Annotated in this window: 18 protein-coding genes; 2 read left to right on the top strand and 16 right to left on the bottom strand. The window is 72.3% G+C overall.

From position 1 onward, the window contains the following. Positions 1-239: 239 nt before the first annotated feature. From ACFQ58_RS06070 to groES, 3 genes are all read right to left on the bottom strand, one after another. Positions 240-1,532 (bottom strand): ABC transporter substrate-binding protein, encoded by a 1,293-nt coding sequence (locus tag ACFQ58_RS06070; protein WP_376950132.1) that lies wholly within the window; start codon positions 1,530-1,532, stop codon positions 240-242. Between the two features lie 263 nt (positions 1,533-1,795). After that, positions 1,796-2,749, bottom strand: a complete 954-nt coding sequence (gene rarD, locus ACFQ58_RS06065; RefSeq protein ID WP_376950131.1) for an EamA family transporter RarD — start codon at positions 2,747-2,749, stop codon at positions 1,796-1,798. Between the two features lie 174 nt (positions 2,750-2,923). Beyond that, a complete protein-coding gene (groES, locus tag ACFQ58_RS06060; protein ID WP_092668611.1) occupies positions 2,924-3,220 on the bottom strand; it encodes a co-chaperone GroES in 297 nt (98 codons plus the stop codon). A 129-nt stretch (positions 3,221-3,349) separates the two neighbouring features. Between groES and ACFQ58_RS06055 the strand changes: the two genes are divergently transcribed. After that, a complete protein-coding gene (locus ACFQ58_RS06055; protein ID WP_376950130.1) occupies positions 3,350-4,537 on the top strand; it encodes an SAM-dependent methyltransferase in 1,188 nt (395 codons plus the stop codon). A 1-nt stretch (position 4,538) separates the two neighbouring features. Here the strand turns inward: ACFQ58_RS06055 and ACFQ58_RS06050 are convergent, their stop codons facing one another. From ACFQ58_RS06050 to glmS, 10 genes are all read right to left on the bottom strand, one after another. Further along, the gene (locus tag ACFQ58_RS06050; RefSeq protein ID WP_376950129.1) at positions 4,539-5,096 is read right to left on the bottom strand and encodes a hypothetical protein; all 558 of its coding nucleotides are present in this window, start codon (positions 5,094-5,096) and stop codon (positions 4,539-4,541) included. 10 nt (positions 5,097-5,106) lie between these two features. Beyond that, positions 5,107-5,910 carry a DUF4190 domain-containing protein gene (locus tag ACFQ58_RS06045; protein WP_376950128.1) on the bottom strand — a complete coding sequence of 268 codons (804 nt, stop codon included), beginning with the start codon at positions 5,908-5,910 and terminating at the stop codon, positions 5,107-5,109. Positions 5,911-5,938: 28 nt separating this feature from the next. Further along, a complete protein-coding gene (locus ACFQ58_RS06040) occupies positions 5,939-6,319 on the bottom strand; it encodes a DUF4190 domain-containing protein (RefSeq protein WP_376950127.1) in 381 nt (126 codons plus the stop codon). A gap of 192 nt (positions 6,320-6,511) precedes the next feature. Next, the gene (tsaD, locus tag ACFQ58_RS06035) at positions 6,512-7,561 is read right to left on the bottom strand and encodes a tRNA (adenosine(37)-N6)-threonylcarbamoyltransferase complex transferase subunit TsaD (protein ID WP_376950126.1); all 1,050 of its coding nucleotides are present in this window, start codon (positions 7,559-7,561) and stop codon (positions 6,512-6,514) included. Further along, positions 7,558-8,073 (bottom strand): ribosomal protein S18-alanine N-acetyltransferase, encoded by a 516-nt coding sequence (rimI, locus tag ACFQ58_RS06030; protein ID WP_376950346.1) that lies wholly within the window; start codon positions 8,071-8,073, stop codon positions 7,558-7,560. The genes tsaD and rimI overlap by 4 nt, the downstream gene beginning before the upstream one ends. Positions 8,074-8,078: 5 nt before the next feature. After that, positions 8,079-8,699, bottom strand: a complete 621-nt coding sequence (tsaB, locus tag ACFQ58_RS06025) for a tRNA (adenosine(37)-N6)-threonylcarbamoyltransferase complex dimerization subunit type 1 TsaB (RefSeq protein WP_376950125.1) — start codon at positions 8,697-8,699, stop codon at positions 8,079-8,081. 47 nt (positions 8,700-8,746) lie between these two features. Then, on the bottom strand, positions 8,747-9,268 hold the full coding sequence (tsaE, locus tag ACFQ58_RS06020) for a tRNA (adenosine(37)-N6)-threonylcarbamoyltransferase complex ATPase subunit type 1 TsaE (RefSeq protein ID WP_376950345.1): 522 nt from the start codon (positions 9,266-9,268) through the stop codon (positions 8,747-8,749). Then, positions 9,268-10,407 carry an alanine racemase gene (gene alr / locus ACFQ58_RS06015; protein WP_376950124.1) on the bottom strand — a complete coding sequence of 380 codons (1,140 nt, stop codon included), beginning with the start codon at positions 10,405-10,407 and terminating at the stop codon, positions 9,268-9,270. The genes tsaE and alr overlap by 1 nt, the downstream gene beginning before the upstream one ends. After that, complete coding sequence (locus ACFQ58_RS06010) at positions 10,404-10,844, bottom strand: holo-ACP synthase (protein WP_376950123.1); 441 nt, start codon at positions 10,842-10,844, stop codon at positions 10,404-10,406. The genes alr and ACFQ58_RS06010 overlap by 4 nt, the downstream gene beginning before the upstream one ends. 73 nt (positions 10,845-10,917) lie before the next feature. After that, on the bottom strand, positions 10,918-12,768 hold the full coding sequence (gene glmS, locus ACFQ58_RS06005) for a glutamine--fructose-6-phosphate transaminase (isomerizing) (protein ID WP_376950122.1): 1,851 nt from the start codon (positions 12,766-12,768) through the stop codon (positions 10,918-10,920). Between the two features lie 104 nt (positions 12,769-12,872). Here glmS and coaA point away from each other — a divergent pair, with 104 nt between their 5' ends. Continuing rightward, positions 12,873-13,829 carry a type I pantothenate kinase gene (coaA, locus tag ACFQ58_RS06000; protein ID WP_376950121.1) on the top strand — a complete coding sequence of 319 codons (957 nt, stop codon included), beginning with the start codon at positions 12,873-12,875 and terminating at the stop codon, positions 13,827-13,829. A gap of 60 nt (positions 13,830-13,889) precedes the next feature. On the opposite strand, the gene glmM is transcribed toward coaA, so the two are convergent. From glmM to rplM, 3 genes are read right to left on the bottom strand one after another with little or no spacing between them, the layout of a single operon-like run. Continuing rightward, positions 13,890-15,251 (bottom strand): phosphoglucosamine mutase, encoded by a 1,362-nt coding sequence (glmM, locus tag ACFQ58_RS05995; protein ID WP_376950120.1) that lies wholly within the window; start codon positions 15,249-15,251, stop codon positions 13,890-13,892. A gap of 18 nt (positions 15,252-15,269) precedes the next feature. Continuing rightward, positions 15,270-15,755: a 30S ribosomal protein S9 gene (gene rpsI, locus ACFQ58_RS05990; RefSeq protein ID WP_092668585.1), complete on the bottom strand. Its 486-nt coding sequence runs from the start codon at positions 15,753-15,755 to the stop codon at positions 15,270-15,272. Positions 15,756-15,793: 38 nt separating this feature from the next. Continuing rightward, on the bottom strand, positions 15,794-16,240 hold the full coding sequence (gene rplM, locus ACFQ58_RS05985) for a 50S ribosomal protein L13 (protein ID WP_092668583.1): 447 nt from the start codon (positions 16,238-16,240) through the stop codon (positions 15,794-15,796). Positions 16,241-16,249 lie beyond the last annotated feature (9 nt).

Raw genomic sequence — 16,249 nt, 5'->3', positions numbered from 1 at the left:
CCGTCATCTCGGAACCGGTTCGCTGCCACTCGCTGTGCGCTCCCATCCGCACCTCAGCGGTGACGGCGTCGACGGTCCTCCACTGCCGACGATGAGCCGGCGCACGGCGGCCCGATGCGACCGCCCTGACACGCTGCCAGGGCCCAGTCGATCCCATGATCCACGCAGTGCTGCCATGCCGGCGCGGGCACGAGAAAGGGCCCCGGCCGAAGCCGGGACCCTCTCTGCGTGCGCTCGAGTTACTGGAGGAACTCGAACTGGTTGTTCTCGGTCGCCTGGTAGACGCTGACCGTCGCTTCGGTCGGGTCACCGTTCTCGTCGAGCGTGATCGGACCCGACTGACCGTCGTAGTCGACCTGCTCGCCCTCGGCGAGGAGCGCCGCGGCGTCGGCGAAGTTCTCGGCCTTCTCGCCGCCACCCGAGCCACCGGACACCTGGCGCAGGTACTCGCCGATGTCGGTGCCCTCGGTGCTGTTCGCTGCGTATGCGGCCAGCGCGATCAGGACGAGCGCGTCGTACGACTCACCCGCGTAGCTGAAGTCGGTGAGGTCGGGGTCGACCTCGAGCAGACGCTCGCGGAAGTCGCCCTCGCCGACGTAGATGCCGGGCAGCGTGCCCTTCGCACCGGCGATCAGGCCGGGAGCGAAGTCGGCGCTGTAGTCGGCGACGTTGCCGTCGACGAAGTACAGCTGGTCGCCGGGGTAGCCCGAGCCGACCAGCGCCGGCACGACGACCTTGGCCTCATCGAACGTGATGACCGCGATCGCGTCGGGGTTCGCCGCGTTCAGCGACGACAGCTGCGAGTCGAAGCTCGAGTCGCCGGTGTTGAACAGCTCCTCGGCGACGACCTCGCCGCCTGCCGCCTCGAACGCCTGCTTGGTGTACTCGGCGAGGCCCGTGCCGTACGGGTCGTTGAGCACGAGCAGGCCGAGCGTCGACGCACCGTCCTCGGCGATCAGGTTGCCGAGCACCTCGCCCTGGAGCACGTCCGGCGGAGCCGTACGGAAGTACAGGCCGTTGTCCTCGTAGTCCGTGAAGTCGGGCGAGGTGTTCGCCGGGGAGAAGTGGACCACGCCGGCGGCGGTGATCTGGTCGATGACCGTGAACGACACACCCGAGGATGCGGCGCCGACGATGGCCGAGACGTCCTGCGAGAGGAGGTCGGTCACCGAGACCGTCGCGATGTCGGTCGTGGTGTCGCCGGAGTCGCGGTACACGACCTCGACCTGGATGCCGGCGTCGGCCTCGTTGATGTCCTGCGCGGCGAGCGCCACGCCGGCCTCCTCGGGCGGGCCGAGGAAGGCGAGGCTGCCGCTCTGCGGCAGGATGGTGCCGACCTTCAGGGTGAGGTCGCGCTCACCCGCCTCGACCGCCAGCGCGTCACCGGTGTCGGCCGGCTCCTCGGTTTCTTCCGGGGCGGTTCCGCCCGTGCTGCACGCGGTGAGGAGGAGGGCGGACACGCCGGCGATGGCGATGCCCGTCCAAGCCGCGCGAGCCGAGCGCGAGGCGGTGGCCTTCGCGAATACGCTCATGTTGCTCCTTGGGACTGAAGGATCGGTACACAATTCAGCGCCTTGCGACGCCAGTGGTTTGACAGTATTGCCCGGGTCAGGCCGAAACAAGCGATCCCGATCACAACCCGGTAACGCCGGGCCAATCGTTACCCCAGCGACACATCGATGCGCCATCACGCACGAAATCGGCGTCCACGCGCGAATTCGCGCACGCAATCCCCGTCCCGCCGGGGTGCCCGCAACCCCCAGATCGCGGGGTGGCGCCGTACCGGCGATCGACGTCAGAGCGCCGCGAGCGATGCCCGACGAGCTGCCCGCGCCCCCCGGACGAGGTCGAACGTCAGCACGACGAGCGCGATCCAGACCAGGCCGAAGCCGATCCATCGCTCGAGCGGCATGGGCTCGTGCAGGATCACGACGCCGACCAGGAACTGGATGAACGGCGCGAAGTACTGGATGAAGCCCATGTAGATGAGGGGCAGGCGTCGGGAGGCCGCAGCGAACAGCAGCAGGGGGATCGCCGTGATCGCTCCCGCCGCGAGCAGCAGCACGGTGTGCCACGCGCCCTCGGCGCCCATGGTGAGGCCGTTCGTGGCGCCCTCGACGACCAGCAGCACGGCCGCGAGCGGCGCCAGCCACGCGGTCTCCAGGGTCAGGCCCGAGACGGCGTCGACCCGCGGCCCCACGCGCTTCTTGATGAGGCCGTAGAAGCCGAAGCTGAACGCCAGCACGAGCGCGATCCAGGGCACCTGGCCGTATCCCACTGCGAGCACGACGACGGCGACGATCGAGATGCCCACCGCGGTCCACTGCACGGCGTTCAGGCGCTCCCTGAGCACGAGCACCCCGAGGAAGACCGTCACGATCGGGTTGATGAAGTAGCCGAGCGCCGCCTCGACGACCTGGCCGGAGAGTGCCGCGTAGACGTAGGTGAGCCAGTTGACGAAGATGAGCGCGCCGGCCGCGCCCATGATGAGCACCACGCGGCGGTCGCGCAGCACCCGGGCGAAGGACCGCCAGGTGCGCGTCACCGCGATGAGCAGGCCGCAGAACACCAGCGACAGCAGGATCCGCCACGCCACGATCTCGACCGGCGTGGTGGGCGCGAGCGCGATGAAGTAGATCGGGAGGAAGCCCCACAGCGCGTAGGCGGAGACCGCGTAGACGAGTCCGGCGCGGCTGAGGCCCGCCCGAGGAGTTCGCGATGGCGCGGTGGCCGGTGGTGCGGAGGTCACCGGATCAGCCTACGTGCGGTCGTCGACGCAGCGCGGCGGATCGGCTGCCGTCGACCGTCGAGATCCAGCCGCCGCGTTGCGCCGCGACATCCGATCGCCGTCGCATGCGGACCGGAGACACGACGCGGCCCGGATGCCGAGTGGCATCCGGGCCGCGGACGATGTCGGTGCCGACTAGCGGACGACGACCGCCAGCACGTCGCGAGCCGAGAGCACGAGGAACTCCTCGCCGCCGAACTTCACCTCGGTGCCGCCGTACTTGGAGTAGAGGACCTTGTCGCCGACCGAGACGTCGAGCGGGACGCGGTTGCCGTTGTCGTCGATGCGGCCCGGGCCCACGGCCACGACCTCGCCCTCCTGCGGCTTCTCCTTGGCGGTGTCGGGGATGACCAGGCCAGACGCGGTGGTCTGCTCGGCCTCGACCTGCTTGATGACGATGCGATCCTCGAGCGGCTTGATGGAAACCGACACGGTTGACCTCTTTCTTGACGAAGACTGGGGTTAGCAGCCTCTGAGTGAGAGTGCTAACCCGAGTCTAGGGTTGTTCTGGCACTCGTGCAACGTGAGTGCCAGCGTATGTCGCAGTGCTAGCGTGGCGGCGTGGAACGCGACGAGCTGGTGCAGCTGCTCTCTCCGCAGGGCCTCGACCTGCTCGACTCGCTCCCCGCCTGGACCAGCAGCGCCGACGTGGTTCGGACGGTCGCCGACCTTCGCAAGCAGGGTCACTCCCCCGGCCTCGTGGCCGCCGTGCTGAGCCAGTCGAAACTGCGGACGCGCGCGCGCGCGAAGTTCGGCGAGTTCGCCGATCGCATGCTGTTCACCGAGGCCGGCCTCGAGCAGGCCACCCGGCTCCGCGTCGCCGCGCTGCACGCCGGGCGGTACGCGCGCGCCGGGCTGCGCCACGTCGCCGATCTCGGCTGCGGCATCGGGGGCGACGCGCTCGCGTTCGCCGCGATCGACCTCGAGGTGACCGCGGCCGAGGCCGACGAGGTGACCGCGGCGATCGCGGCGTTCAACCTGACCCCGTTCCCGCGCGTGCGCGTGCTCCACGCTCGCGCCGAGGACGTCTCGCTCGCCGGCGTCGACGCCGCGTGGCTCGACCCCGCTCGCCGGACGACCGCCGGCGGCACCACGACGCGCCTCGCCGACGCCGCGGAGTACTCGCCGTCGCTCGACTTCGCGTTCGGTTTGGGCGAGCGGATGCCGGTGGGCGTCAAGCTCGGACCGGGCACCGATCGCGGGGTGGTCCCGGCCGGGACCGAGGCGCAGTGGGTCTCCGTCGACGGCGACGTCGTCGAGCTCGCGGTGTGGACGGGCGCGCTCGCACGCCACGGCGTCGGCCGCGCGGCGCTCGTCATCCGCGGCGATGCCGCGCACGAGCTGGTCGCCCCCGCCGACAGCGAGGACGCCCCGGTCGGGCCGCTGGGCGACTACCTCTACGAGCCCGACGGCGCGGTGATCCGCGCCCGGCTCATCGGCGACCTCGCCCGCGCCAACGGGGCGTGGATGCTGAGCGACGGCATCGCCTACTTCACGGGCGACCGCCAGGTCGCGAGCCCGTTCGCGCGGGGGTTCCGCGTGCTCGAGCGACTGCCCGCCGATGAGCGGCACCTCCGCCAGGCACTGCACGCCCGCGGGGTCGGCACGCTCGAGATCAAGAAGCGCGGCGTCGACGTCGACCCGGCGGCGCTCCGCACCCGACTCAAGCTCAAGGGCGACGACGCCGCGACGATCGTCCTCACGCGCGAGGAGGGCCGCCACGTCGCCCTGCTCGTCGAACGGGTGTGACCTACGTCGTCAGCGCGCCGAAGACGATCGCGTAGTAGCCGAGCCAGACGCACGAGAACACGAGGCCCGCGATGCCCGTGCCGATGCCGACGAAGGCGGGGATCCGGCCGTGCTCCTCGCGTCGCAGGCCGAGCACGCCGAACACGATCGCGGCGATCGACAGGGGGAACATCCAGCCGACGAGCAGGGACGCCGCGGCGCCGGCCACGCCGAGCACGGCCGCGACGTAGCTGGAGAGGCGCCGGTGCTCGTCGTCCTCGAGGTCGTCCACGCGGATCTCGGGCTCGGGGCGACCGACGGCGAGCAGCTGCCCTGTGGGCAGACCGTGCAGCTCGCCCGTGTCGTAGGGGCGGTCGATCTCCCGCGGCGGCGCGGCCGAAGGTCGCTCCGGCCCATCAGCGGGCGGAGCGGCTTCGGGCTCGAATGCGGTATGCGGTCCGATCGGCGTCGGCGCCGTGTGCGTCGGGACCGTGGACGGCGCGCTCGCCGTCGGCGCCTCGACCGGATCCCCGTCGGGTCGGGTCGGGCGCTCGGCGGGAGGCCTCCGTTCGTCGGTCACGGTCTGCGGGTCAGTAGATGTAGCCGCTGTAGCCGCCGCTCACGGCGGCGAGCACGCCCCAGAGGATGAACGACAGGAGGGCGAGCGCCAGCCCGATGAAGCCGAGCACGATCCCCGTGAGCCACATGCCCTTGGCGGCCGGTTCCTTGCGGCGGCCGATGAAGCCGAGCACGACCGCGGCGGCCGGCACGAACAGCCCGAGCACGCCCCCGACGAACGGCAGGAACAGGATCGGCGAGCCGACGATGCCGATGATGCCGGCGATCAGCGAGATGAGGCTGTAGACGGGCGTCGGCTTCGCCGACGGGGCCACGTAGCCGGCTGCCGCCGCGCCGGGTGCGGCGCCGTACGGCGGCACCCCGGCTCCGCCGTACGGCGGCGGCGTGGCCGCGTACGGGTCGGGCGACGTGCCGTACGCAGCGCCCTGACCGTAGGCTGCGGGCGCCGCGCCGGAGACGGGAGGCGTGGCGGCGGGCGGCGCGCCGTACGGCGACGGGACGCCCGCGCCGTAGGCCGGCGGCGCAGGCGGTGCCGGCGGCTCGGGGGCCGCGGGCGGCGGCGGAGCGCTCGGCGTTCCCGGCGCCGACGGCGGGGCGGGCGGTTCGGGCACCTCGAGCGGATGGAACGGCTCGGGCGCGGCGGGACCGGGCTCGGGGCTCGGCTCGGCGGGGATCGTGGGTTCGGTCGGCTCGGCCGGAACGGTCGGCTCGACCGGCTCCGCAGGCACGGGGGGCTCGACGGGTTCCGCGGGGACCGTCGGTTCGGACGGCGTGACCGGCTGGTCGGGCTCGTCGGGATTCCTGGGATCGCTCATGTCGAGCCCCTTCCGTGCTGCGGGTGGATCAGTTGGTGGGGATGTTGCCCGTGCTGATCGCGGTGCCGATGAGGGCGAACCATGCGATCGCGACGATGATGCCGACGACGAGGCCGACGTAGCCGATGATCAGGCCGGCGATCGCGAGGCCGCGGCCCTGCTCACCGGTCTTCTTGATCTGGCTGAGGGCGATGTGGCCGGTGATGATGGCGACGAGCGAGATGAAGAACGCCGACACGAGCGAGACGATCGCGAGGACGTTGGTCTTCTGGCCGCCACCCGGAGCTGCGGCGTACGAGGGCGGCGCCGCGTTGTACGACGGGGCGCTGGTGCCGTACGACGGCGCGGGCTGGGCGGGCGGAGCCGGCGGAACGTTCGGGACGTTCGGGTCGGCGTTGGGGTCGGTCATGTGAAGGTGCTCCCTCGGTGAGTGCATGGACTGGGCCATGCTGGCAGCGCCGCTGGGCGGTGTCAACGACCGGCGGCGCGCGTCGGCGCCCCCGCATTCGCGGGGTTCTCGCGTCACGATAGCGCTCGCCGCAGACGCCCGGCAGGGGCAGAAGTCCTCATGTCCTCCGGTGTCGGGCTGCGACGCGGGCGTTCAGGTCTGGATGTCGGTGACGGGCAGGGTCGAATCCGCGCCGAAGTCGAGCGTCGACGGCGCGTGCCCGGCCATGACGAGGCGGGCAGCGAGGGCGGCGATCATGGCGCCGTTGTCGGTGCAGAGCGACAGCGGCGGGATGCGCAGCGCGATGCCCGCGGCATCCGCTCGCTGCCCGGCCACCTCGCGCAGGCGCCGGTTGGCGACGACGCCCCCGCCGAGCAGCAGTCTCGGCACGCCGAGCTCGGTGCACGCCGCGATGGCCTTCGAGACGAGCACGTCGACCACGGCCTCGCGGAAGCTCGCCGCCACATCGGCCAGCGGCACGGGCTCGCCTGCCGCCTCGCGCTGCTCGACCCAGCGCGCGACCGCGGTCTTGAGCCCCGAGAACGAGAAGTCGTAGCGGTGCCGCTCGAGGTCCTTCGGCCGGGTCAGCCCGCGTGGGAACCGGATGGCGTCGGGGTCGCCGCCGATCGCGGCGCGGTCGATCTCGGGCCCGCCCGGGTAGGGCAGGCCGAGGAGTCGTGCGACCTTGTCGAACGCCTCGCCGGCCGCGTCGTCGATCGTCTCGCCGAGCAGTTCCACGTCGGAGTCGAGGTCGCGCACGAGCAGCAGCGACGTATGGCCGCCGGAGACGAGCAGCGCCACGCTCGGCGTCTCGAGCGGGCGGTCGCCGAGCAGGTCGGCGCCCACGTGCCCGACGAGGTGGTTGACGGCGTAGATCGGCTTCTCGAGCGAGAGCGCGAGGGCCTTCGCGGCGCCGACCCCGACCATGAGCGCGCCCGCGAGCCCGGGGCCGCTCGTCACCGCGACGGCGTCGAGGTCGGCCAGGTCGACGGATGCCTCGTCGAGCGCCGCTCGGATGGTCGGCCCGAGGGCCTCGAGGTGGGCGCGTGCCGCGACCTCGGGCACCACGCCGCCGTAGCGCGCATGCTCCTCCATCGACGAGGCGATGGCGTTCGCGAGCAGCTCGGTGCCGCGGACGATGCCGACGCCGGTCTCGTCGCACGAGGTCTCGATGCCGAGCACGAGGGGGGCGTCGCGGTTCACGTCTGGTCTCCTGCGGGTGCGGCGAGGCGGTCGCCGGAGGTCGCGGGCCGGGCGACGGCGGGCGGCACCTCGAGCCGCATGACGATCGCATCGACTCCGTCGGGCTGGTAGTAGCCGCGGCGCACGCCGATCTCCTCGAAGCCGAGCGACGCGTACAGGCCGCGTGCCACCGGGTTGTCGGCACGCACCTCGAGGAAGAGCTCGGCCGCGGCACGACGACGCGCTTCGTCGATGAGCGCCTGCATGAGCGCGCGGCCGAGGCCGCGGCCGCGCACGGCGTCGTCGACCGCGATGGTCTGGATGTCGCCCTGGCCCGACCCGCGCGGCGCGAGCAGCCCGGCGTACGCGACGACGACGTCGGGACTCGCGTCGTCGACGACCACGAGGTAGTAGGTGTGCTCGCCCTCGAGCTCGGCCCGCATGGCGTGCTCGGGCCACGCGTCGGTGGCGAAGGTCCCGCGCTCGATGACCATGATGGCGGCGAGGTCGTCGGGGCGGGCGCGGCGCAGCATGAGGCTCACGGCGTCACCCGCTTGCCGGCCGAGGGCGTCACGTCGGGTGCGCGCAGGTACAGCGGTTCGTCGCCGGCCAACGGCAGCCGGCCGGCCGACCAGCCGAGCTCGGCGAGCAGTCCGAGGGAACCGGCCGAGACGGTGTCGGCGTCGAAGCGGATGCCGCGGGGCGCCGGCACCGCGTCGCGGGGCTCGAGTCGCGGCATCCCGAGTCGCACGGGAAGCCCGGCGTCGTCGAGACCGTCGTAGTCGGTCACCGCGGACTCCCGGCGCCGCGCGTCCGTGACGACCTGGAGCGGTCCGCCGCCGCCGCCCGAGTACCAGGCCAGCGCGACCGCATCGTGGCTCACGACGGGGACCACGGGGCGCCCGATGCCGAGCGCGAAGGCGCGCGCGGCGGCGATCCCGACCCGGAGGCCGGTGAACGGCCCCGGCCCCATGCCGGCCGCGACCGCCGACAGCTCGGGCGCGCGCACGCCGGCGCGCTCGATCACGTCGCGGATGGCACCGCCGATCGCCTCGGCATGGCGCATCGTGTCATGCGTGCCGGCCTCCGCGAGGATCCCGCCGTCGCGGTCGACCACGGCGACACTCGTGCCGGTGGAGGTGTCGATCGCGAGGAGCATGCCGTCCAGCCTAGACGCGGGCCGAGGGGCGCCTGCCGGGAGGACGCTCAGGCGCCGAGCGCCGGCGCGGCCGCATACGGCGTGCCCGCCCACCGCGGCCCGTGCCCGACGAGGCGGACCGTCCTCGGCTCGTCGGCCTCGAGGTCGTCCGCGCCCGCGCCGTCGTGCACGGCGTCGGTCGCATCGCCGCCGCGACGACGTTCGATGACCACCTCGAGCCACGAGTCGGCCACGTCGTCGAGCAGGCCTGCGCCCCACTCGGCGACGACGACCGAGTTCGCGAAGTCGAGGTCGAGGTCCTCGAGCTCGGCCGCACCCGAGAGCCGGTAGGCGTCGACGTGCACGAGCGGCGCAGCCCCGACGAGGCTCGGGTGCGTGCGTGCGAGGACGAAGGTCGGGCTCTGCACGGGACCTCGGACGCGCAGGCCCTCGCCGATCCCGCGGGTCAGGGTCGTCTTGCCCGCGCCGAGGGGACCCGTGAGCACGACCAGGTCGCCGGCGCGCAGGAGGCGGCCGAGCTCGCGCCCGAGTGCTTCCATCGCCTCGGTGTCGGCCGCCGTGCGCCGCATCACGAGGCGTCCACGTGCGTGCGCGGCACGCGGGACCCGATGCGCGTCACGATCTCGTACGCGATCGAGTCGGCCGCGTCGCCCCAGTCGTCGGCGGAGGGCGCACCGGTGGCGGGGTCGCCGAAGAGCACGACCTCGTCGCCCACCCCCACCTCGGCATCGCCGACGTCGACGAGGAACTGGTCCATCGCGATCCGGCCGACGACGGGATGGCGCGTGCCGCCGATCGCGACCTCGGCGCGGCCCGAGGCCTGCCGCGGGACGCCGTCGGCGTAGCCGAGCGGCACGAGCGCGAGCGTCGTCTCGCGCTCGGCGCGCCACGCATAGCCGTACGAGGCACCGGTGCCGGCATCCACCCGTCGCACCGCGGCGATGCGCCCACGCAGGGTCATCACGGGCCGCAGGCCGAGTTCGGCCGCCGTGGTGCCGTCGCCGTAGGGCGGCACGCCGTAGAGGCCGATGCCGATCCGGACCATGTCGAGGCGCGCCTCGGGGAAACGCAGGGCTGCGGCGGTCGACGCGAGGTGGCGCAGCTCGGGATGGAGGCCGGCGGCCTCGGCCACCTCGACGCCCCGGAGGAAGGCGTCCAGCTGCGCCGCGTCCTCGTCGGGTGAGGTGTTCGAGAGGTGGCTGAACAGCCCGCGCACGCGGATCCGGCCATCGCGCTCGAGCTCGACCGCGCGATCGACCGCGGCGGGCCAGTCGGCCGCGGCGATGCCGTTGCGACTGAGCCCTGTGTCGAGCTTGAGGTGCACGTTCGCGACACGACCGGCGGCCCCGGCGGCCTCCGCGGCCGCCTCGAGCTGGCGGACCGATGAGACGCCGAGGTCGACGTCGCGCACGATCGCGGCCACGAACCGCGCATCGGGATCGTGGAGCCACGCCAGCAGCGGTGCCTCGATGCCGGCGCCTCGAAGCGCGATCGCCTCGTCGAGGTCGGCGACGCCGAGCCAGTCGACACCCGCCTCGACCGCCGCGCGCGCGACCGCGACGGCGCCGTGCCCATAGGCGTCGGCCTTGACGACCGCCATGACGCGCGACGGCGCGACCGCCTCGGCCAGGTGCCGGGCGTTGTGGCGCACGGCGTCGAGGTCGATCACGGCCTCGCGGAAGGGCGCGAGCACGTGCCGTGCGTTCACGGCGCCTCCTCGGAGCGTTCGGTCTCGCTGCCTGCGGCGCCCTCGGGCTCGCCCAGAAGCTCGCGGGACGGCACCGACGGGCCGACGCCGCGCTCGAGCACCACGAACGCGCTCGCGATGCCCGCGTCGTGGCTCATCGAGAGGTGCACGCGATCGATGCCGAGCGCCGCGACGTGCGCCGACAGGGCTCCCGACAGTGCGAAGTCGGGGTTGCCCTCGGCGTCCTGCACGACGCGCATGTCGTGCCAGCGGATCACGGCATGGCCGCCGAGCGCCTTGATGAGCGCCTCCTTGGCGGCGAACCGCGCCGCGAGCGACCGGGCCGGGCGATGCCGTTCGCTCTCAGCGAACAGGCGCTCGCGCAACGACGGCGTGCGTTCGAGCGACCGCTCGAAGCGCGCGATGTCGACCACGTCGATGCCGATGCCGGCGATCATGCGACGCCCTGCGAGTCCACGACTCGAGTCTGCCGCACGCCCGCCGCGGCGTCACCGGCCCGGCCCGGCCGGTTCACTCGACCGTGACCGACTTCGCCAGGTTCCGCGGCTGGTCGACGTCGAGGCCCTTCGCCTGCGAGAGCTCCATCGCGAAGATCTGCAGCGGCACGACCGCGAGCAGCGGCTCGAACAGCGGGCCGGCGAGCGGGATGCGGATCACCTCGTCGGCGAACGGCAGCACCGCGGCATCGCCCGCCTCGGCGATCGCGATGACGCGAGCACCGCGGGCGCGGATCTCCTGGATGTTCGACACGACCTTCGGGTGCAGCGCCGCGGAGCCGCGCGGGCTCGGCACGACGACGAACACCGGCTGGCCCGGCTCGATCAAAGCGATCGGTCCGTGCTTGAGCTCGCCCGCGGCGAAGCCCTCGGCGTGGATGTACGCGAGCTCCTTGAGCTTCAGCGCGCCCTCGAGCGCGATCGGATAGCCCACGTGCCGGCCGAGGAACAGGACCGAACGCGTGTCCGACATCCAGTGCGCGAGCTCGCCGACGCGATCGGCCTGCTCGAGCACCGCGGCGAGCTTCTCGGGAACCGCCTGCAGCTCCGCGACCTGGGTCGCGAGCTGCTGCTCCGACAGCGTGCCGCGCACGCGAGCGAGGTGGAGTCCGAAGAGGTACAGCGCGGTGATCTGCGCGACGAACGCCTTCGTCGACGCGACCGCGACCTCGGGGCCCGCATGCGTGTAGACGACCGCATCGGACTCGCGCGGGATCGTGGCGCCCTGCGTGTTGCAGACCGAGATCGCCTTCGCGCCCTGCTCGCGGGCGTACTTGACCGCCATGAGCGTGTCCATCGTCTCGCCGGACTGGCTGATCGACACGACGAGCGTGCCGTCGTCGAGCACGGGCTCGCGGTAGCGGAACTCGTGGCTGAGCTCGACCTCGACGGGGATGCGCGCCCACTGCTCGATCGCGTACTTCGCGACCATGCCCGCGTAGGCCGCGGTGCCGCACGCGATGACCGTGATGCGACGGATGTCGCGCAGGGCGTCATCGCCGTAGGCCTCGAGCTCGGGGATCGCCACCACGCCGTCGGTGATGCGGCCGCGGATCGTGTTCGCGACGGCGTCGGGCTGCTCCGACACCTCCTTGCGCATGAAGGACGACCAGCCGCCCTTCTCGGCGGCCGAGGCGTCCCACGCGACGTCGAACGGCTCGACCTCGACATCGGCGCCCTCGAAGTCGGTCACGGTGACGCCCTCGGACGTGATCGCGACGATCTGGTCCTGGCCGATCGCGACGGCGCGCTTGGTGTACTCGACGAAGGCCGCGACATCCGACCCGAGGAAGTTCTCGCCGTCGCCGAGGCCGATGACCAGCGGCGAGTTGCGGCGTGCGCCCACGACCAGGCCGGGCTCGTTCTTGTGCACGGCCAGGAGCGTGAAGGCGCCCTCGAGCTGCGAGACGGTGCGGCGGAAGGCCTCGCGCAGGTCGCCCGACTCGTCGTAGAGCTTGCCGAGGAGCACGGCGGCGACCTCGGTGTCGGTCTCGGACTCGAACGCGAAGCCCTCGGCGAGCAGCGAGTCCTTGAGCTCGGCGAAGTTCTCGATGATGCCGTTGTGGATCAGCGCCAGCCGGCCCTCGTCGCCGAGGTGCGGGTGCGCGTTGCGGTCGGTGGGGCCGCCGTGCGTGGCCCAGCGCGTGTGGCCGATGCCGGTGCCCCCGCGGTGGATGGGGTGGCGCTCGAGCTCGTCGGCGAGCACCTGCAGCTTGCCGGCGCGCTTGGCGGTCTCGAGATCGCCCTCATCATCGACGACGGCCACTCCGGCCGAGTCGTAGCCACGGTATTCGAGGCGGCGAAGGCCACCCATGAGGACGTCGAGGCTGTTGCGCTCTCCGACGTATCCGACGATTCCACACATGCGCTCGATCCTAGCGGCGCCGGGATGGGCGAATGCCGGGAGCGTCTCGGAGCCCCGCTGACGCGGTGCCCGGGCGCGTGGAGACGCGCCACTAGACTGTGCCGGTGCCCGATCCGCAGAGCCCGTCGTCGCACACGCCGCACGCGTCGCCCTTCGTCGAACTCGACCGAGCCGACTGGGCGGCGCTCGCACCGTCGATGCCGTCGCCGCTCCGCGAGACCGAGATCGTGCAGCTCCGCGGGCTCGGCGAGCCGCTCGACCTCAACGAGGTCGCCGAGGTGTACCTCCCGCTCAGCCGGCTGCTCAACCTCTACGTCGGCGGCACCAAGGCGCTGCACGAGGTCACGAGCACCTTCCTGCGCGAGCGGTTCGAGTCGACCCCCTTCGTGATCGGCGTCGCCGGCTCCGTCGCCGTCGGCAAGTCGACCATCGCGCGGCTCCTGCGCGAGCTGCTGGCGCGATGGGAGCACACCCCGCGGGTCGAGCTCGTGACCACCGATGGCTTCCTCTTCCCGAACGCCGAACTCGAACGGCGCGGCCTCATGGAGCGCAAGGGCTTCCCCGAGTCGTACGACCGCAGAGCGCTCCTGCGCTTCGTCAGCGAGGTGAAGGCCGGCGCGGCCGAGGTGCGCTCGCCCTTCTACTCGCACCTCGCCTACGACATCGTGCCCGATGCGCAGATCACCGTGCGCCGGCCCGACGTGCTCATCGTCGAGGGCCTCAACGTGCTCCAGCCCCCCGGGCCGGGCCACCGGCTCGCCGTGAGCGACCTGTTCGACTTCACGATCTACGTCGACGCGCGCACGAGCGACATCGCCCGCTGGTACGAGGAGCGATTCCTGAAGCTGCAGCGCGGCGCGTTCGCGAACCCCCGCTCCTACTTCCACCGCTACGCGAGCCTCACGGAAGACGAGGCGCGGGCACGCGCGCGGTCGATCTGGCAGTCGATCAACGAGCCGAACCTCCTGCAGAACATCCGGCCGACGCGGTCGCGCGCCTCGCTCGTGCTCCGCAAGGGCTCGGATCACGCGGTGCGGAACGTGCTGCTCCGCAAGCTCTGACCTGGGCCGTGTCTCCGTATCCGGTGGGCGCTGCGGCGTGCCCGGATAAGGAGACACGCCCTAGTTGGCGAGACGCTCGCGGACGACGTCGGCGAGGCGGTTGGCGTGCGCCTCGGCGTCGGCCTGGACCGCCGCTTCGACCATGACGCGCACCATCGGCTCGGTGCCGGACGGGCGGAGCAGCACGCGGCCGGAATCGCCGAGCTCGGCTTCGGCCTGCTTCACCGCCGCAGCGATCTCGGCGTCGTCGCCCATGGCGTGGTGGTCGACGCCCCGGACGTTCACGAGCACCTGCGGGTACACGGTCATGACCGACGCGAGCTCGGCGAGCGTCTTGCCGGTGCGGGCCATCTCGGCCACGAGGTGCAGGCCCGTGAGGACGCCGTCGCCCGTGGTGGCGAACTCGGACATGATCACGTGACCCGACTGCTCGCCGCCGAGCGCATAGCCGCCCTCGCCGAGCGCCTCGAGCACGTACCGGTCGCCGACCTTCGTCTCGACCACGCGGATGCCGCGTTCGGCCATCGCGCGCTTGAGGCCCAGGTTCGACATCACGGTGACCACGAGCGTGTCGTCGGTGAGCGTGCCGCGCTCCTGCATCGACACCGCGAGGATCGCCATGATGCGGTCGCCGTCGACCACGTTGCCGTCGGCGTCGATCGCGAGGCAGCGGTCGGCGTCGCCGTCGTGCGCGATGCCCACGTCGGCGCCGTGCTCGAGGACCGCGCGCTGGAGCTGCTCGAGGTGCGTGGACCCGACGCCGTCGTTGATGTTCATGCCGTCGGGGTCGGCGCCGATCACGACGACCTCTGCGCCGGCGTCGCGGAAGGTCTCGGGTGAGACGCCGGCGGCCGCGCCGTGGGCGCAGTCGAGGACGACCTTCAGTCCGTCGAGGCGGTGCGGCAGCGTGCCGAGCAGGTGGACGACGTAGCGGTCCTCGGCGTCGGCGAAGCGGCGGATGCGACCGACGCCGTCACCGGTCGGCGCGAGCTTCTGCCGGCCGAGGTAGGACTCGATGCGGTCCTCGACCTGGTCGGGAAGCTTGGTGCCGCCGAAGGAGAAGAACTTGATCCCGTTGTCGGGCGCGGGATTGTGCGACGCAGAGATCATCACGCCGAAGTCGGCGCGGATGCTGTCGATCAGGAACGCCGTCGCCGGGGTCGGGATGACGCCGGCGTCGAGGACGTCGACGCCCGAGCTGGCGAGCCCCGCCGAGACGGCGGCGGTCAGGAACTCGCCGGAGACGCGCGGATCGCGCGCGACGACCGCGACCGGCCGGCGACCGGCGGCGCGGAGTTCATCGGCGTGCCGCCCCTGCGTGAGGACGGCGGCAGCCGCCTGGGCGAGGCCCAGGGCCAGGTCAGCCGTGAGTTCACGGTTGGCCAGGCCCCGGACCCCGTCGGTTCCGAAGAGCCGAGGCATCGTATGCGGTGCCCGGGACTAGCGCTTCGAGAACTGCGGAGCCTTGCGGGCCTTCTTGAGACCGGCCTTCTTGCGCTCGATGACGCGAGCGTCGCGCGTGAGGAAGCCGGCCTTCTTCAGGGTCGGGCGGTTGTTCTCGCGGTCGATCTCGTTGAGCGCACGCGCGATCGCGAGGCGCAGCGCGCCGGCCTGGCCCGAGGGGCCGCCGCCGGTGATGCGGGCGATCACGTCGTACGAGCCGCTGAGCTCGAGCACGGTGAACGGGTCGGTGATCAGCTGCTGGTGCAGCTTGTTCGGGAAGTAGTCCGCGAACTCACGGCCGTTGACCGTGATGGTGCCGGCGCCGGGCACGACGCGCACGCGCGCGATGGCCTGCTTGCGGCGGCCGACGGCCGCACCGGACACGTTGAGGACGGGGCGCGCGGCGGGCGCGGCGGCTGCGGCCGGGGTCTCGGTGCTGTAGCTCTCCGGAGCCTGGTCGATCTGGTCTGCGATCTTCGCCATGGTGGTGTCTGAATCCTTCTTCGCGTCTGCGCCGGGGCTTACTGGGCGACCTGGGTGAGGGTGTACGGCTTCGGCTGCTGAGCCGCGTGCGGGTGCTCCGGGCCGGCGTAGACCTTCAGCTTCTTCAGCTGCTGGCGTCCGAGCGAGTTCTTCGGGAGCATGCCGCGGATCGCCTTCTCGACGGCGCGGACGGGGTTCTTCTCGAGGAGCTCGGCGTAGCCGACGGCCTTGAGGCCGCCCGGGTAGCCGGAGTGGCGGTAGGCCTTCTTCTGCTCGAGCTTCTGGCCGGTCAGGGCGACCTTGCCGGCGTTGACGATGATCACGTGGTCGCCGGTGTCGACGTGGCTCGCGAAGATCGGCTTGTGCTTGCCGCGCAGGATGGCGGCAGCGTGGCTCGCGAGGCGGCCGAGCACGACGTCGGTGGCGTCGATGACGACCCAGTCGCGCTGGATCTCGTTCGCCTTCGGGGTGTAGGTGCGCGTCACAGTAGTGCT

This window comes from Agromyces sp. NPDC056523, from assembly GCF_042794545.1.
Classification (GTDB): Bacteria; Actinomycetota; Actinomycetes; order Actinomycetales; family Microbacteriaceae; genus Agromyces.
Note: the sequence above shows the minus strand (reverse complement) of the source record. Positions and strands in the feature narration are given on the sequence as shown.

What these genes read in the sequence shown, in the direction of transcription:
- ACFQ58_RS06070 (WP_376950132.1), bottom strand. Translation starts at nt 1,532, where the DNA reads ATGAGCGTATTCGCGAAGGCCACCGCCTCGCGCTCGGCTCGCGCGGCT.
- ACFQ58_RS06045 (WP_376950128.1), bottom strand. Translation starts at nt 5,910, where the DNA reads ATGAGCGATCCCAGGAATCCCGACGAGCCCGACCAGCCGGTCACGCCG.
- ACFQ58_RS06040 (WP_376950127.1), bottom strand. Translation starts at nt 6,319, where the DNA reads ATGACCGACCCCAACGCCGACCCGAACGTCCCGAACGTTCCGCCGGCT.
- rimI (WP_376950346.1), bottom strand. Translation starts at nt 8,073, where the DNA reads ATGCTGCGCCGCGCCCGCCCCGACGACCTCGCCGCCATCATGGTCATC.
- tsaB (WP_376950125.1), bottom strand. Translation starts at nt 8,699, where the DNA reads ATGCTCCTCGCGATCGACACCTCCACCGGCACGAGTGTCGCCGTGGTC.
- tsaE (WP_376950345.1), bottom strand. Translation starts at nt 9,268, where the DNA reads ATGCGGCGCACGGCGGCCGACACCGAGGCGATGGAAGCACTCGGGCGC.
- ACFQ58_RS06010 (WP_376950123.1), bottom strand. Translation starts at nt 10,844, where the DNA reads ATGATCGCCGGCATCGGCATCGACGTGGTCGACATCGCGCGCTTCGAG.
- glmS (WP_376950122.1), bottom strand. Translation starts at nt 12,768, where the DNA reads ATGTGTGGAATCGTCGGATACGTCGGAGAGCGCAACAGCCTCGACGTC.
- glmM (WP_376950120.1), bottom strand. Translation starts at nt 15,251, where the DNA reads ATGCCTCGGCTCTTCGGAACCGACGGGGTCCGGGGCCTGGCCAACCGT.
- rpsI (WP_092668585.1), bottom strand. Translation starts at nt 15,755, where the DNA reads ATGGCGAAGATCGCAGACCAGATCGACCAGGCTCCGGAGAGCTACAGC.